12 protein-coding genes are annotated in these 14,967 nt (G+C 63.6%); 4 read left to right on the forward strand and 8 right to left on the reverse strand.

What is annotated here, in order from left to right; genetic code table 11:
- Window positions 1-6: 6 nt before the first annotated feature.
- Entirely contained in the window at window positions 7-1,311 is a 1,305-nt protein-coding gene (locus C1H69_RS02830; RefSeq protein WP_102651892.1) for a TRAP transporter large permease, read from the forward strand.
- Window positions 1,312-1,375: 64 nt separating this feature from the next.
- Here the strand turns inward: C1H69_RS02830 and C1H69_RS02835 are convergent, their stop codons facing one another.
- The 8 genes from C1H69_RS02835 to osmF form a co-directional block, all read right to left on the reverse strand.
- The gene (locus tag C1H69_RS02835) at window positions 1,376-3,196 is read right to left on the reverse strand and encodes a protein kinase domain-containing protein (RefSeq protein WP_102651893.1); all 1,821 of its coding nucleotides are present in this window, start codon (window positions 3,194-3,196) and stop codon (window positions 1,376-1,378) included.
- Window positions 3,197-3,226: 30 nt separating this feature from the next.
- Window positions 3,227-4,834, reverse strand: coding sequence for a dihydrolipoyllysine-residue acetyltransferase (locus C1H69_RS02840; protein WP_102651894.1), 1,608 nt, complete (start codon window positions 4,832-4,834; stop codon window positions 3,227-3,229).
- A gap of 28 nt (window positions 4,835-4,862) precedes the next feature.
- Entirely contained in the window at window positions 4,863-5,840 is a 978-nt protein-coding gene (locus C1H69_RS02845) for an alpha-ketoacid dehydrogenase subunit beta (protein ID WP_102651895.1), read from the reverse strand.
- Between the two features lies 1 nt (window position 5,841).
- Window positions 5,842-7,068 (reverse strand): thiamine pyrophosphate-dependent dehydrogenase E1 component subunit alpha, encoded by a 1,227-nt coding sequence (locus tag C1H69_RS02850; RefSeq protein WP_102651896.1) that lies wholly within the window; start codon window positions 7,066-7,068, stop codon window positions 5,842-5,844.
- A 217-nt stretch (window positions 7,069-7,285) separates the two neighbouring features.
- Window positions 7,286-8,074: an ABC transporter permease gene (locus tag C1H69_RS02855; RefSeq protein WP_102651897.1), complete on the reverse strand. Its 789-nt coding sequence runs from the start codon at window positions 8,072-8,074 to the stop codon at window positions 7,286-7,288.
- Window positions 8,071-9,012, reverse strand: a complete 942-nt coding sequence (locus tag C1H69_RS02860; RefSeq protein ID WP_102651898.1) for an ABC transporter ATP-binding protein — start codon at window positions 9,010-9,012, stop codon at window positions 8,071-8,073. The genes C1H69_RS02855 and C1H69_RS02860 overlap by 4 nt, the downstream gene beginning before the upstream one ends.
- The gene (locus C1H69_RS02865) at window positions 9,009-10,130 is read right to left on the reverse strand and encodes an ABC transporter permease (protein WP_102651899.1); all 1,122 of its coding nucleotides are present in this window, start codon (window positions 10,128-10,130) and stop codon (window positions 9,009-9,011) included. Before C1H69_RS02865 ends, C1H69_RS02860 begins: the two co-directional genes overlap by 4 nt.
- A 48-nt stretch (window positions 10,131-10,178) precedes the next feature.
- A complete protein-coding gene (osmF, locus tag C1H69_RS02870) occupies window positions 10,179-11,099 on the reverse strand; it encodes a glycine betaine ABC transporter substrate-binding protein OsmF (protein WP_102651900.1) in 921 nt (306 codons plus the stop codon).
- Between the two features lie 92 nt (window positions 11,100-11,191).
- On the opposite strand from osmF, the gene C1H69_RS02875 reads away from it, so the two are divergent.
- From C1H69_RS02875 to C1H69_RS02885, 3 genes are all read left to right on the forward strand, one after another.
- The gene (locus tag C1H69_RS02875) at window positions 11,192-12,232 is read left to right on the forward strand and encodes a DUF1853 family protein (protein ID WP_102651901.1); all 1,041 of its coding nucleotides are present in this window, start codon (window positions 11,192-11,194) and stop codon (window positions 12,230-12,232) included.
- Window positions 12,233-12,466: 234 nt separating this feature from the next.
- Window positions 12,467-14,173 carry a SagB/ThcOx family dehydrogenase gene (locus tag C1H69_RS02880; protein WP_102651902.1) on the forward strand — a complete coding sequence of 569 codons (1,707 nt, stop codon included), beginning with the start codon at window positions 12,467-12,469 and terminating at the stop codon, window positions 14,171-14,173.
- On the forward strand, window positions 14,170-14,958 hold the full coding sequence (locus C1H69_RS02885) for an ankyrin repeat domain-containing protein (protein ID WP_102651903.1): 789 nt from the start codon (window positions 14,170-14,172) through the stop codon (window positions 14,956-14,958). Before C1H69_RS02880 ends, C1H69_RS02885 begins: the two co-directional genes overlap by 4 nt.
- The last annotated feature ends 9 nt before the right edge of the window (window positions 14,959-14,967 follow it).

The raw sequence follows: 14,967 nt of genomic DNA on the forward strand, positions 1-14,967 counted from the left end.
ACTCTCGTGCTGACATTGAGTCTGGCTACCGTCTTCACGCTGGCGCTACTGTTAGGCAGCGGTGTATGGATCGCTTTCGCGCTGATCGGTACCGCCTGGGTGGCGCTGGCTCTCTTCAGTCCGTTTGCTCCAGGCCCGATCCTGGCCTCGGATTTCTGGGGCGCCAGCTATGGCTGGGATCTTACCGCCCTGCCGATGTTCATCTGGATGGGGGAAATCCTGTTTCGCTCCGGCCTTGCCGATAACATGTTCCGTGGGCTCTCGCCATGGCTGAACCGCATGCCGGGGCGGCTATTGCATACCAACATCATCGGGAGCGGCATGTTTGCGGCCGTCTGCGGCTCGTCGGCGGCCACCTGCGCCACGGTGGGCAAGATGACCCTGCCGGAACTGGAGCGTCGCGGCTACGACAGCAACATGGCAATCGGCACCCTGGCCAGCGCCTCTACGCTGGGGCTGCTGATTCCTCCCTCCATCGTGCTGATCGTCTACGGCGTCGTGACGGAGCAGTCCATTTCACGACTGTTCATGGCCGGCATTGGCCCGGGCCTGATGATCCTGGCCCTTTTCATGGGCTACCTGATCCTGTGGTCGCTGCTCAAGGGAGACCGTCAGGGGCTCACCGGCCAGGACGAGTCATCCATGCCACTGGCAGAGAAGCTGCGTAACACCCTGGAACTGCTTCCGATCCTGCTGCTGATTGGCAGCATCATCGCAACGATCTACGGTGGCCTGGCGTCACCAACCGAAGCGGCCGCCGCGGGTGTCGTGTTGTCGATGATCATTGCCCGCTGGAATGGCAGCTTCGGTATGGCCACTTTCAAGGCATCGCTGTTCGCTGCCATTCGCACCGCCTGCATGATCGCGTTCATCATTGCCGGGGCCTCTTTCCTGACGTCGGCCATGGGCTTCACCCAGGTTCCCATGCAACTCGCTCGCGCAATTGGCGAAATGGGACTCTCCCCCACCATGCTACTGGTGGCCTTGACCCTGCTGTTATTGGTGATGGGCTGCTTCCTGGATGGGATTTCCCTGATCCTGCTGGTCACCTCGATCATCATGCCCCTGGTCAGCGCAGCCGGGTTCGACCTGATCTGGTTCGGGATCTATCTCGTGGTCGTGGTGGAAATGTCGCAAATCACGCCACCGGTGGGCTTCAACCTGTTCGTTATCCAGGGCTTGACCGGCAAGGACATCCTGACCATCACCAAGGCCACGCTGCCCTTCTTCCTGCTGATGCTGCTCTCCATTGCCCTGCTGCATCTCTTCCCGGAGATAGCGCTGTACCTGCCCCAGAGCATGTCGCGCTAGCGGGCCTTCCCCCAGCGCCCGCCCGGGGCCCCGGGTTGACGCGCACGCTCGGGTCTTGTCGCGTTCATGAGGCTTCCCGTGGGTTACGGGGATAGTACCGCTCGGGCTGGCGCTCCACATGGGCGAAGAAGCGCGTGTCCTTGTACGGCATCTTCATGAAACCGGAAACGCCCAGCCCCTCGATCAGGTCGACGGCCGACAGGATATCATCGAGCCGCTGATGGAATTCCTCCTCCCGGGAGGGATCGAGCAAGCGATAATAGCTGTGGATCTTCAGGTGTTGCGGCAATGACTCGAAGATGATCATGCCGGTATGGTGAATCTCGTTCAGTGCCTCGAGGGAAGTGATGATGGCCTCCGGCAGCACCAGGAATTCCTCGGGGTCGGGTCCGTCCTCGAAGTAGCTGTGCAGCCTGCTACGGTCTTCCAGCTCGGGCATGGCGCTGACTTCATAACGCAAGGCCATACCCGGCTCGATGACGAAGGGGGAATCGGGTCCTTCGCGGTCCAGGTGCAGGGTGTCCCGGGCATTGAACAGGCAGCTCTTGAAGATACCTTGTCGATAGATGGCCCGGGCCAGGTTCACCATATTGTTGACGGCAGCGACGAAGGCCGGTTTCAGCTCGGGGTCGTGCAGGTTGAGCGAGGTATCGATATAGACGCCTTCCGCCTCCCAGCGCACTGCCAAACCACCCACCACGGGATACTTGCCCAACCGGCTGACCGCCGCCAGGAACGCTTTCTCCGTTTCCCCCATGCCCTGCATGAAATTCTTGTAATAGCGATCGAGCTGCACATCATTGACATCATTCAGCGTCTCCCTGACGCCCTCTTCCCGAAGAAACGCCTTGCGTGAGCTGTAGACCACGGTGTCGATGTCTCTATCGGAAGGCCGCACCCAGGTAGGCACGAGCGCTGCCTCGGGCGGCTCTGGCAGATCGATCATCACCAGCCGTGCCAACCTTGGCATCTCGCGTATGAAGTGGTCGCCGGCGCGCAGCCGCACTCGCGGATCGGAATCCAGCATGCCATCGAGCATGCGGGCGAATTCCATGGGTAGCCCCAGGGACGTCGCGGGAATGGCGCGATGACCGAAGCGGCAGGATTGCGCCGAGGCCAGGGCATAGAGGGTACCGGCGGCACCCTGCTCATCGAAACGAGGTGATGAGAGCGCGCCATTGAGCTGTTCCTCGCCGATGAAATAGACGTCTCCCAGTCGGGCATTGGTCTGCTGGAGATTGTCCGACATCAGTTCCATGACATTGGCCGCCAGGAACTGCTGGCTGGCATCGAGCTGGGCAAAAACCGACGAGCCCCAGTCGATCAGCGCAATGGACTCGCCCCGGGCATCGAAGACCAGGTTCGATGGCTTGATGTCTCCATGGACCATGGGCCGCCCCGCAGGGCCTGCCTCTCTGCGCAGGGAACGCAGGATATCCGCCAACTGGCCGGCAATATGCACGACCAGCCGTGGCGACAGCCGCCCTTCCCGCAGCGACACCACCTCGAGATTGAGTCCGGGCGCTCGCTCCATCACCAGAATCGACTGATTGCGAACGCGCTGGTAGGCGATCAGCTTCGGCACCCGCGGATGGTCGACCTGCTCCAGCATGAAGGCCTCCTCTTCGAGGCGGTCCTGCAGGTGCAGGGGCAGGTTGACCCGGGTGAACTTGAAGACATACTCCTCGTCCCGGGCGGTGATCCCGGCGAAGACGAAACCGTAGGCTCCCTTGCCGATTAGCTCGATATTCCGGTATCCCAGCTGAGAGAGCTGGGCCTGACACAACGCCACCCACTCCTTGAGCTTGCGGGCATCGTCGTGGCTGAGCAGATAGATCGACTGCTCTTCCGGAATATAGAATTGCTGCAGCGGCGCCTGGGACATACCTCACCTCTTCAATAGCGCAGCAGTGAATCAGCCCAGGTGAAGGAGCATGGTCTCCGGTTTTTCCAGGTACCCCTTCCAGGCGTTGCAGAAGCGTGCAATGGTGCCCCCATCGATGACCCGATGATCCCCTGCCCAGGTGATGGTCATGATCGCTCGCCGCGTTACCTCGCCCCTGTCATCGAAGCGAGGTAGCCACTGGGTCTTGCCGATGGCGACGATGGCCAGTTCCGGGGCGTTGATGATCGGGGCCGCATAGGTTCCGCCGAGCGCACCGATATTGGAAATACTGATGGTGCCTCCCTTCAGGTCAGCCTGCTCCACCCGCCCCTCGCGGGCCGCCGTGGTCAGCCGCTCGACCTCGCGCGCCACGTCCAGCAGGGTGCGGCGCTCGACATGCTTGACGTTGGGTACCAGGAGGCCCGCACGGCTGTCCACCGCCATGCCCACGTTGCACGACGGCAGGTAATGGATTTCCGATACCTCCTCATTGAGCCGGGCATTGAGGATCGGAAACTCCCGCACCGCCAGCGCCATGGCCTTCATGAAGAACGGCATCAGGGTGAGCCGGGCTCCCTGGGCTTCGGCCCGGGGCTTGAGCCGCTCACGCAGCGAAAGCAGATCGGTGACATCGATCTCTTCCCCATACTGGAAGTGGGGAATCGTGCTGGCGGCTTCCACCATGCGCCTCGCCATCACGGCACGGACGCCGCGTATCGGCTCGACGATGACATCGCCTTCGACAGGTCTCGCCCGGGTGACTGGCCGCTCGGGCTCGCCGGGCGCCCGACTTGAAGCCGGGACCTGTTCGGCACCCGCTTCGAGGAAGCCGAGCACGTCTTCCTTCAGTACTCGGCCATCCTTGCCGGAGCCGGATATCGCCTCGAGCGCCAGCCCGTGCTCACGCACCAGGCGGCGCACCGCGGGGCTGGCCGGAATACGACCGTAGGGGCCACGCCCGGTCGATGCCACGTTCTCGCCCCGGGATTCGTCCTGGGAAGGTGCGGCCGGACTCCCCGGGGCTGGGCGAGCCGCCTTGCTCGGGCTCTCTTCCACATGGGCAGGCTCATAGGCATACAAGGGAGCGTGCACCTTGGCTATTTCACCCTTGGCCACATGGAGACGGCTCACCCGCCCGGCTTCGGGTGCGGTGATCTCCACCAGGGCCTTGTCGGTCATGACATCGACCAGAGGCTGGTCTTCCTCTATGCGATCCCCTTCGGCGACACGCCACTCCACCACTTCGCACTCGACGATGCCCTCGCCAATATCGGGCAGGATGAAGTCGGTGGCGGCAACGGGTGTCGTGGCGGATGGCGAACCGGGAGGCGTGGCACTGGGAGCCGGTGCAGGCTCGGCCATGACCGACTCCTCGGTGACGGCCGGGGCGGGCTCGCTCTCACCGTCACCCTCGTAGGCGAACAGCGGAGAATGGACCTTGGCAATCTCGCCTTTCGGGACGTACAGCTTCGTCACTCGCCCCGCCTCCGGCGCGGTGATCTCGACCAGCGCCTTGTCGGTCATGACCTCGACAACGGGCTGGTCCTCTTCGATGGCGTCTCCTTCGGCAACGCGCCATTCGACGATTTCACATTCCACGATACCTTCACCGATATCGGGCAGCATGAAGTCACTCATCTTGCATCTCCTGTCCTGATATCGATCGTCAGAAATTCACGCAGGTCCGGATGGCCTCGAATATCTTGAGGTGGTCCGACATGTACTCCTTTTCCAGCGTCAGCGGAAAGGGAGTATCCATGCCGGTCACACGCTCGATGGGCGATTCCAGGTACAGGAAGCAGCGCTCCTGGATGGTGGCCGCAATCTCGCTGGCAAAACCACCGGTTCGCGGCGCCTCATGGCTGATGACCAGGCGGCCCGTCTTGAGCACCGACTCGGCAACGGAATCCTCGTCCCAGGGCAGAATCGAGCGCAGATCGATGACTTCGCAGGAAACACCCTCCCTCTCGGCCAACTCGACCGCCTTTTCGATCAGCTCCATCTGGGCGCCCCAGCCCAGCACGGTGATATCCGTCCCCTCCTTGATGACTTCCGCCTCACCGATTGGCAGCTGGTAATCGTCCTCCGGAACCTCTCCGGTGGAGGCACGATAGAGCCGTTTGGGCTCAAAGAAAATCACGGGGTCCGGGTCGCGGATGGCGGCCAGCAGCAGTCCCTTCGCCTGGTAGGGGTTACGCGGCACGACCACCTTCAGGCCCGGCGTATGCGCGAAATAGGCTTCCGGCGATTGGGAATGATAAAGCCCGCCGGAGATCCCGCCGCCATAGGGCGTGCGGATCGTCAGCCCGCCGACATTGAACAGGTCACCGGAGCGATAACGGAATTTGGCCGTCTCGTTCACGATCTGGTCGAATGCCGGAAAGATGTAGTCGGCAAACTGGATCTCGGCCACCGGCACCGAACCCTGGGCCGCCAGGCCATTGGCAAAGCCGATGATGCCCTGTTCCACTAGCGGCGTATTGAAGCAGCGCGCTCTCCCGTATTTTTCCTGCAGGTTGCTGGTGGCGCGGAAGACCCCGCCGAAGACGCCCACATCCTCGCCAAAGCACAGGACCTTGTCGTCCTCGGCCATGGCGATATCCAGTGCGTTGTTGATCGCCTGCAGCATGTTCATCTTGGGCATTTCAGGCTTCTCCCTGGTCGTCGCCGGCCTTGGCGGCATCGGTCGATACGCTGACATCCGGGTCGAGTGAGCGGGCCCCCTTCGGATAGGCATCCGGATACTTGCGGATGTGGGTCTTGAGCGCGTCGAGCTGACGCTGCAGCGCCGGGGTCACATCGGCGTAGACATCGGTCACCAGCGTTTCCAGGGGTGGTGGCGGTCGCTTCTCGGCGCGCTTCATGGTCTCCAGCACCTCTCGGCGCAGGCTCTCCTGAAGGGCCTTTTCCTCGCCCTCGCTCCACCATTCCCGATCGAGCAGCCAGCGCTGCATGCGCAGGATGGGATCCTTCTCGCGCCATGCCTCTTCTTCCTTGCGGGAGCGGTACCCGGAAGGGTCGTCCGACGAGGAGTGGGCAGCGAGACGATAGGTCATCGCCTCGATCAGGACCGGCTGGTTCATCTCAACCGCAATGGCGCGGGCCTCCTGGGTCGCCCAGTAGACCGCCAGGATGTCGTTGCCGTCGACCCGGATGACATGCATCCGATAACCGAAGGCGCGCGGCGCGATACCATCGGCGGCAAACTGCTCATTGGCCGGAGTCGAGATCGCATAGCCGTTGTTGCGGCAGAAGAAGATCACCGGGACCTTGTGCACCGACGCCATGTTGAGTGCCGCGTGAAAGTCGCCCTCGGACGCCGCGCCTTCACCGAAGAAGGTGATGGTGCAGTGCCCTTCCCCCGCCATCTTCTGTCCATAGGCATAGCCCGCCGCCTGGGGGATCTGGGTCGCCAGGGGTGAAGAGATGGTCATGTAGTGGAGCTTGCGCGACCCATAGTGGACCGGCATCTGGCGCCCCTTGCCGTAGTCGAGTTCATTGCCGAACAGCTGGTTCATGAACTCGTCATAGCTGAAGCCGCGATAGGCCAGGGCGCCCTGTTCACGATACTGGGCCATGATCATGTCGGCGTCGTCCAGAGCGGCCGTTGCCCCGATCACCGCCGCCTCCTCGCCCGTACACTGCATATAGAAACTGAGCCGGCCCTGGCGCTGGGCCGCCATCATGCGCTCGTCGAGCACCCGGGTGAAGATCATGGCGCGATAGATACGCAGCGCCTTTTCCTTGTCGAGCCCGGGCGTGTCGGCACCCTCCACCAGGGTGCCGTCCTGCTGCAGGAGCCGAAAGGTGGGGATATGGAATTCATCGCCGGTCATGAAGGTTGGCGAATGGATGTCATGAGTTGTTGTCATCATCCTGGTCCTTGGTAGTGGCAGGAGGAAAACCGCCCCTTGTGGGGGCAGTGTTGACTCTAATGTAGTCGGCTGCCAGAGGTTGTCTCCAGCGTACCGCCAACGCTGGCCTGGTTGACATTAACGTAAGATGCCGTAAAACGCATCCTTTTTGCTAGCTGCAAGGCATATTGGTTGATGAAAACTCTGCCTGACCCATTCAGGCACGACAGATCCGTCAGGTGGACAGCGGCCGGTGTCGCTGGAGCCGATCGAACAGGCTGTCGATGGTGATGGCCAGCAGGCCGATCAGCACCGCCCCCTGGACGATGTAGGCCGTATTGCCGTTGACGATGCCCGAAATGATCGGATCCCCCAGGTTGCTGGCACCCACGGTGGCGCCAATGGCCGCCGTCGCGATATTGATGGTGACGGAGGTCCTGATTCCTGCCAGGATCACTGGGGCCGCCAGCGGCAGTTCCACCTGGCGCAGGATCTGTCCTCCCGTCATGCCCATGCCCCGGGCTGCCTCACGCACCCCCGCGTCGATTCCCGAAAGACCGGCCAGGGTGTTGCGCACGATGGGCAGCAGACCGTAAAGCAGAAGGGCCACGATGATGGGCAGGGTGCCGAACCCCAGCGCCGGCACCGCCAGGGCCAGGACCGCCACGGGAGGGAAGGTCTGGCCGATGGAGGCCAATTGGGCCACCATCGGCTGGAAATCCCGACCCGCCGGGCGTGTCACCGCGATCGCGGCACCAACCCCCAGAAGAATCGCCAACAGTGACGCGACCCCTACCACCAGCAAATGCTGTCCCAACAGCGCTGCGAAGCTCGTACGGCGATAGATCACCTCACGCGTATCGGGCTCCACGAGCCGGAAGACGCCCTCCATGTGGCTCATGCCGAAGGTCAGCAACAGCAGCAGGATCAGCCAGATCAGCGGTACTGACCAGCGCGTCAGGAATAGCGCCCAGCCGCCCGCCAGGTAACGATGCAGCGTAGAGGTGTGGCTGGCACCGCTCATGAGGACCTGGCTCCCAGCAGGCGTCGTAACGAAAGTTCGCCAATCGGTATGTCCTCGTCATCGACGACGGTCAACCTGTCGACACGGTGCCAGAGCATCACCGAGAGAGCCTGGCTCAGCGAGGCGTCATACGACACACGCTCACTGGCCAGAAGGCGTGGCCCAAAGGACATCATCCGTTCGCTGACCCGTGTCAGGGCGGCTTCCTTGAGACCACGGTCCATGCCGCCCAGCAGGGATTCCACGAAATCATCGACCGGGTTGCGCAGCAGGTCGATGGGACGCCCCTGCTGGACGATGCGGCCCTGGTGCATGACCACCAGGCGATCGGCCAGTGCCAACGCCTCATCCATGTCATGGGTCACGAAGACGATGGTCTTGTGCAGCCGCGCCTGGAGATCGCGCAGCTCGCCCTGCAGCGTCTCGCGAGTGATGGGGTCCAGTGCACCGAAGGGTTCATCCATCAACAGGATATCGGGATCGGCGGCCAGGGCCCTTGCCACCCCGACGCGCTGGGCCTGGCCTCCCGACAGCTGATGGGGATACTTGCGGGAAAACTCCTCGACCGGCAGGCCCAGCAGTCCCATGAGTTCCTCGACCCGATCGAGAATGCGTGCCTTCGGCCATTTCAACAGACGAGGCACCAGCCCGATGTTGCGGGCCACCGTCCAGTGCGGGAACAGCCCGGTATTCTGGATGGCGTAGCCGATACGCCGTCGCAACGATTCCTCGTTGAACGACCTGACAGGCTGACCTTCCAGATGGATTTCACCTTCGCTGTGTTCGATCAGGCGGTTGATCATGCGCAGCGTGGTGGACTTGCCACAGCCGGACGTACCGACCAGTGCGCAGAACTCTCCCTTTTCCACACGAAGCGAGATGCCGTCGACCGCCGTTTCGCTGCCGAATCGTTTGGTGACATCGAAGAGTTCGATCATGAGGCCCCTCCATGGCGTAGTCGCTCGGTCAACGCACCGAGCAGTGCATCCGCCACCAGGGCCAATGCGATGATCGGCAGGGCACCAAGCAGTACGAGGTCCATGGCCGCCTGTCCCAGGCCCTGGAAGATAAAGGTGCCCAGTCCACCGGCACCGATCAGCGCAGCCACCGCCGTGAGCCCGATCGCCTGGACGGTGGTGATGCGAACCCCCTCCAGCATCACGGGTAGTGCCAGTGGCAGCCGTACCTGGAGAAAGGCCTGTCGGCGGCTCATGCCCATGCCTCTGGCGGATTCGATTACCGCCGGGTCGACTTCTTCCAGCGCCACGTAGGTATTGCGAACCATCGGCAGGAGGCTGTAGCCGACCAATGCCAGCCAGGCCGGCGCCCAGCCGATCCCGCTGACCCCGAGCGAGGCGAGCCAATCGAAACGACCCGCGAGCCAGGCCAATGGCGCCAACAGCAGGCCGAACAGGGCCAGGCTGGGTATCGTCTGGATAAAATTGAGTACACCGAAGCCGGCCCGGCGAAGGCCGGGGAACCGGCGCATGGCAAGTGCCAGGCTCACCCCGACCACCAGGCTCGCACCCACTGCGGCACCCACCAGGGCCAGGTGATGGCCGACAGCGGAGATGAACTGATCGCTACGCCCCTGATACTCACGATACAGCGCCAGGGGTTCGAGCCACCGCGACAGCGCCAGCCACCAGCCGAGAAGAACCGGCACCAGCAGTAGCCAGCCCATCGGGCGCGACAGACCCAGCCGGGTGCGCAGCTCGATGACGCCCAGCAGCCAGAGAAACAACAGCACCCACAGTGCCGGACCAATGCCCAGCCGAGCCTGCGGCATCGACGGGTCGGCCAAGGCCGACACGGCCGCGGCCAGCCAGAGTGGCATCGCGGCCAACAGCAGCACCAGCAACCCCAGGGCCACGCGCAAGCGCCCGGTATCCGGGCGCCAGGCGAGTGCCGCGATGGCCAGCATGGGCAGAAGGGAAAGCAAGGAAAGCCACCAACCCATCACCTCGTGGGCACGATGGGGCGTGCCTGGCACGATACGGTTGGGCGCCATGCTGACGGCGTCCAGCATCAGCCAGGACAACACCCCGGCCAGCATCAGACACAACAGTACCCGATTCGACCTTCGTGGAATGATCGTCACATGCTATTCCGGCAGTTCGGCGAGAAAATCCTCCGCCACTTGACGAGGGTCCAGCCCATCCACCGCAACCTGACCATTCAGCCGTTGCAGGGTCTCGAGATCCAGCGCCTGGAAGACCGGCTCGAGCAGCACCTCGATCTCGGGATGCGCCTCGAGCACGGTTTCACGAACGACAGGTGCCGGCTGATAGACCGGCTGCACGCCAAGGGTATCTTCCAGTACCAACAGGTCCAGGGCGCCAAGGCCGCCATCGGTACCATAGGTCATGGCCCCATTGACCCCGCTGGTCTGCTGGGCGGCGGCACGCATCGTGGCCGCCGTATTGCCCCCCGAGAGCACCAGAAGCTGATCGGACGACAGCTCGAAACCGTATGCCTCCTGGAAGGCCGGCAATGCCTGGTCGGACTCGACGAACTCAGCGCTGGCGGCAAACTTGAAGACCCCGCCATCGGCCAGGTAGGTCGCCAGATCCTCCAGCGTTGCCAGGCCGTGTTCACGCGCCAGATCACCACGCACGCTCATGGCCCAGGTATTGTTGGCATCCGCCGGCGCCAGCCAGACGAGCCCGTCCTCCGCGTCCCTCTCCCGCACCGTGGCGTAGGCCTGCTCGGCATCCTTCCACACGTCGCTGTCCGCCATGTCGAAGAAGAAAGCACCGTTACCGGTATACTCGGGATACAGGTCGATCTCGCCCGCCCGCAGGGCACCACGAACGATACTGGTTCCACCCAGTTGGAGCCGGTCCTCGGTCTCGATACCGCCTTGCTCCAGACGCTGAATGATCAGTTGCCCCAATACGGAACCTTCCGTATCGATCTTCGAGGATACCACCACGGGACCGTTCGCCTGGGCAGAGGCAGTGGTAGCAAGGGACAGCAAGGAACCGACGGCAAGAGTGGCCAGACCTGTCAGGGAACGGTTCATCGTCACCACCCATTGGTTGTGAATGTACGCAGAGTATAAGGCGTGTACAGTTTGTCTGTCAGACACGATCTCAACGCGGAACCTGACTTGCCATGCTCCCAAGCAGTGCTGCCCTTCTCACCCGCTGTCATCACCCCCTGGTCAGGGACCTGGCCTGGCTCGTTCTGGCGCCCGACCTGATTACGACACCTTGTCAGGGGCGCCCTACACGCAAGGCACTGGGCCTGGAAGATGACCATTTCCTGGCGACATTCCTCGCCGAGCTCGACAAGGCACCACAGGCGCTTGAACGCCGGGTGGGCAACACTAACCATGGACGCATGGGGCATTACCACGAAAGAATCTGGCAATTTCTGCTGGACGCCGCCCCTGGCACGCGCCTGCTCGCCCATAACCTGCGTATTCATGAAGGCAAGCGGACGCTGGGTGAACTCGACCTGATCTACCGGCTCCGGGACGACCCCATGCCGATACATCTGGAAGTCGCCATCAAGTACTACCTGGGCCTGCCGGAAGGTCCAGGCGAGCCCTCCGGCCAGGCACGCTGGATCGGGCCTGGCGGTGTCGACAGCCTGGCCACCAAGCGGGAGCACCTTCACCGTCATCAGTTGCGCCTGACGGAGAGAGAGGAAACTCGCGTGACGCTGCAACGGCATCTCCATCCGCGGGATCTTGGCCCCCTTCCAGAGCTGGTCATCCGGCCACAACTGGCCATGCCCGGCGTGCTGTTCTATCCATGGCAACAGAACCTGCCACCCCCTCGCGAGGCAACGACCGGGCATCTGCAAGGCCAATGGCTGCGATGGAGCGATTGGCAGGCCTTTCGCCAACGCTTGCCACGAGAAACACGCGGCGCCTGGCTTGCCAAGCCACACTGGCTGGCATTACCCAGAGAAGATGCCTTCATCGCCCTGGAGAAGCTTGAAGCCAGGCTCGAGCACCACTTTGCCGATCCCGCCTCCCCGGTTCAGGTTGCCCTGGCGCAAGGAAGGGGGAAACGAATGCGCCTCTTTCTGGTCGCCGATGACTGGCCGCGCCAGATTCCGCTTCCCCCTGTCGCCGACGGGATCTGGTACGAAAAGTCGACGAGCGATGGCCAGTCAAGGCAAGAATCAGCAAAAAAGCGGAAGTGACCCACTACCGAGCACGCCTGTTCAAGTATCCGCGATATCGTCGTCGCGAGGTCATCGAGCGCGAGGAAAACGACACATCGACCCGAGCAATGTCGTAAACCCGACATGAAGATGACGCGATATCCGGGCACGACCGCGCCCAGCCCTGGCGCAGCACGGCAAGCCCTTCCGGCATCATCGCCTTTGCACGACTCTTGCATGGCAATACCGCATCCCGTCCGATGAGCGAGCCCCATGCCCAGCCAGACCGTGCCCGAACACGATACCGCCCTTGCCGTCGTGCGGGCCTATCACCAGCACAGCAAGCACCGCTTCGAGCGCTACGCGCCCGGCCCGGAGACATTGGACTGGGACGAGCAGCCCGCCCCGTTTCGCCATTTCGAGGGAGCCCCAAGGCGCGGACTGCCTCGACTTTCGAGCGAATCGTCCAACGCTTCATTGCACGCGGCGTTGCAACGCCCGTTCGACACTCTCGGCACACCGGATAGCGTGGCCCTGCCACCGAACCTGGAGAGCATCGGCGCCCTGCTGCAGTTGTCCCTCGGCCTCACCGCCTGGAAAACCCTCGGTCCCGACCGCTGGGCGGTACGCGCCAACCCCTCCAGCGGCAACCTGCATCCGACCGAAGCCTACCTGCTGGCCAGTGGCATCGAGGGCCTGGAGGATGGACTCCATCATTACCGCCCCGAAGACCACGGTCTGGAACTGCGGGCGCGGCATGCCACCGATGGGCAGACGCCACGGCTGGCGATCCTGCTGACCTCGGTCATGTGGCGCGAGGCCTGGAAATATGGCGACCGGGCCTTCCGTTATTGCCAGTTGGACGCCGGCCATGCCGCCGGTGCCTTGCGCTATGCGGCCGCCGCGCTCGGCTGGCGGCTGGCGGAACAGGCCCATATCGGCAACGCCACCCTGGCACGGCTCGCCGGCGTGGACCGACACGAAGAGTTCCCCGCCCGCCGCTCGCCGGAGACCGAGCGCGAGGAAGCGGAAATCCTGCTATCGGTGGGCTTCGGCGGCACACCGCCGACCCTGGTGGCCAACCAACTTCGCGGGCTGGCGGAAAACGCGCAATGGCATGGCGTGGCCTCCAGCATCGACCGGCATCCGATGTATCGCTGGCCGATCATCGGCAAGGTCGCGGCGGCAACGCGGCGCGACGATGCGACCGCCCCGCCATCCACGGCGGCTGCAACATCAACACCCACCGCTCGGTCCGGCACGGTGGCGGTCGGCCAGTTGCTGGCCAACCGGCGCAGCGCCCAGCGCTTCGACCACTACCACCATATGAGCCTGGCCTGGTTCAGCGCCCTGCTGGAACGCCTGCAACCGACGGCCGGCCCGCCCTGGGACGTGTTCGATGAACCGCCGCGCCTGGCCCTGCTGCTGTTCGTCTCACATGTCGAGGGACTGACTCCCGGCCTTTATCTGCTGCCGCGCGGCGATACCCAACTGGCGGCACTGCGCCCACACCTGGCGCCACACCTTCACCTCGACCCGGTGCCCGGCCTCGACACCCTGCTGCACCTGGACAGCCTGGAGCCCACGGCCTTGCAACGCATCGCGCGTAGCCTGCACTGCCACCAGGAGATCGCCGCCAACGCCTGCTTCGCCCTCGGCATGCTCGCCGAGTTCGACACAACCCTGGAACGGCAAGGGCCAGCGGCCTACCGCAGCCTGTACCGCGAGGCCGGGCTGATCGGCCAGGTGCTCTACCTCGAAGCGGAGGCCCATGGCTTGCGCGGCACCGGCATCGGCTGCTTTTTCGACGACCCCGTGCATACGCTGCTCGGCCTGGAAGGCAGTACCTGGCAGAGCCTCTACCATTTCACCGTCGGCCTGCCGGTACTGGACTCGCGTATCGAATCCACACCGGGCTATCCCGAAGAAGACGAAACTGCAAACGACACTCACTCAAGCGAATCTGGAGATACCCCATGACCAGCGCCGAACGGGCTGCCTACCAATGCCTTTCCGCGGTCGACGCCGCGTCCCTGATCCTGGCCGAACCGGAGATCACCCTGTTCGACGTGCGCGACCTGCACAGCTACCGGCAGGAACACCTGGAGCGCGCCATGCACCTGAGCGAGGATCGCGTGCCACTGTGGGTGGGCCGCCTGCCCAAGGATGCGCCGGTGCTGATCTATTGCTACCACGGCAACGCCAGCAAGACCTACGCGCAGATGTTCTCCGACTTCCGCTTCCGCCGGGTCTACAGCGTCGATGGCGGCTACCGGCCACTGGCCATTGCCCTGAACGGCCCGGCGCGAGTCTCCGGCACCGACGGCAGCGCCGAGTTGGGCGCCTTTCTCGCCGAATGGACGTTCGACCCCGCCGACCTCAACGCGCCCCGCCAACACGGCCTGACACCGTTGATGCGTGCCGCCCTGCAAGGGCAGCGCGAGATCGCCGGGGAACTGCTCGCCCTTGGGGTCGACATTCATGCCCGTAACGACGATGGCAACACCGCCCTGTGGCTGGCCTGCGTGTCCCGCGACCGGGGCCTGGTGCAGGACCTGATCGACGCCGGGATCGAACTCGACAACCGCAACGATGCCGGTTCCACCGCGCTGATGTACACCGCCTCCAGCGACCGCCCGGAGCTGCTGCAACTGCTGCTGGAGGCCGGCGCCGACCCTCATGTGAGAAACTTCGACGAGATGCGCGCGGTGGAGCTGTCGGCCTCGCGGGCCTGCCTGAAACTGCTGCGCCACACCGCCGACTGAAGGACCGCC

Origin of the sequence: Billgrantia endophytica (assembly GCF_002879615.1) — a bacterium.
In the GTDB taxonomy this organism is placed as follows: Bacteria; Pseudomonadota; Gammaproteobacteria; order Pseudomonadales; family Halomonadaceae; genus Halomonas; species Halomonas endophytica.

What these genes read in the sequence shown, in the direction of transcription:
- C1H69_RS02835 (WP_102651893.1), bottom strand. Translation starts at nt 3,196, where the DNA reads ATGTCCCAGGCGCCGCTGCAGCAATTCTATATTCCGGAAGAGCAGTCG.
- C1H69_RS02840 (WP_102651894.1), bottom strand. Translation starts at nt 4,834, where the DNA reads ATGAGTGACTTCATGCTGCCCGATATCGGTGAAGGTATCGTGGAATGT.
- C1H69_RS02845 (WP_102651895.1), bottom strand. Translation starts at nt 5,840, where the DNA reads ATGCCCAAGATGAACATGCTGCAGGCGATCAACAACGCACTGGATATC.
- C1H69_RS02850 (WP_102651896.1), bottom strand. Translation starts at nt 7,068, where the DNA reads ATGACAACAACTCATGACATCCATTCGCCAACCTTCATGACCGGCGAT.
- C1H69_RS02855 (WP_102651897.1), bottom strand. Translation starts at nt 8,074, where the DNA reads ATGAGCGGTGCCAGCCACACCTCTACGCTGCATCGTTACCTGGCGGGC.
- C1H69_RS02860 (WP_102651898.1), bottom strand. Translation starts at nt 9,012, where the DNA reads ATGATCGAACTCTTCGATGTCACCAAACGATTCGGCAGCGAAACGGCG.
- C1H69_RS02865 (WP_102651899.1), bottom strand. Translation starts at nt 10,130, where the DNA reads ATGCTGGCCGGGGTGTTGTCCTGGCTGATGCTGGACGCCGTCAGCATG.
- osmF (WP_102651900.1), bottom strand. Translation starts at nt 11,099, where the DNA reads ATGAACCGTTCCCTGACAGGTCTGGCCACTCTTGCCGTCGGTTCCTTG.
- C1H69_RS02875 (WP_102651901.1), top strand. Translation starts at nt 11,192, where the DNA reads ATGCTCCCAAGCAGTGCTGCCCTTCTCACCCGCTGTCATCACCCCCTG.
- C1H69_RS02880 (WP_102651902.1), top strand. Translation starts at nt 12,467, where the DNA reads ATGCCCAGCCAGACCGTGCCCGAACACGATACCGCCCTTGCCGTCGTG.
- C1H69_RS02885 (WP_102651903.1), top strand. Translation starts at nt 14,170, where the DNA reads ATGACCAGCGCCGAACGGGCTGCCTACCAATGCCTTTCCGCGGTCGAC.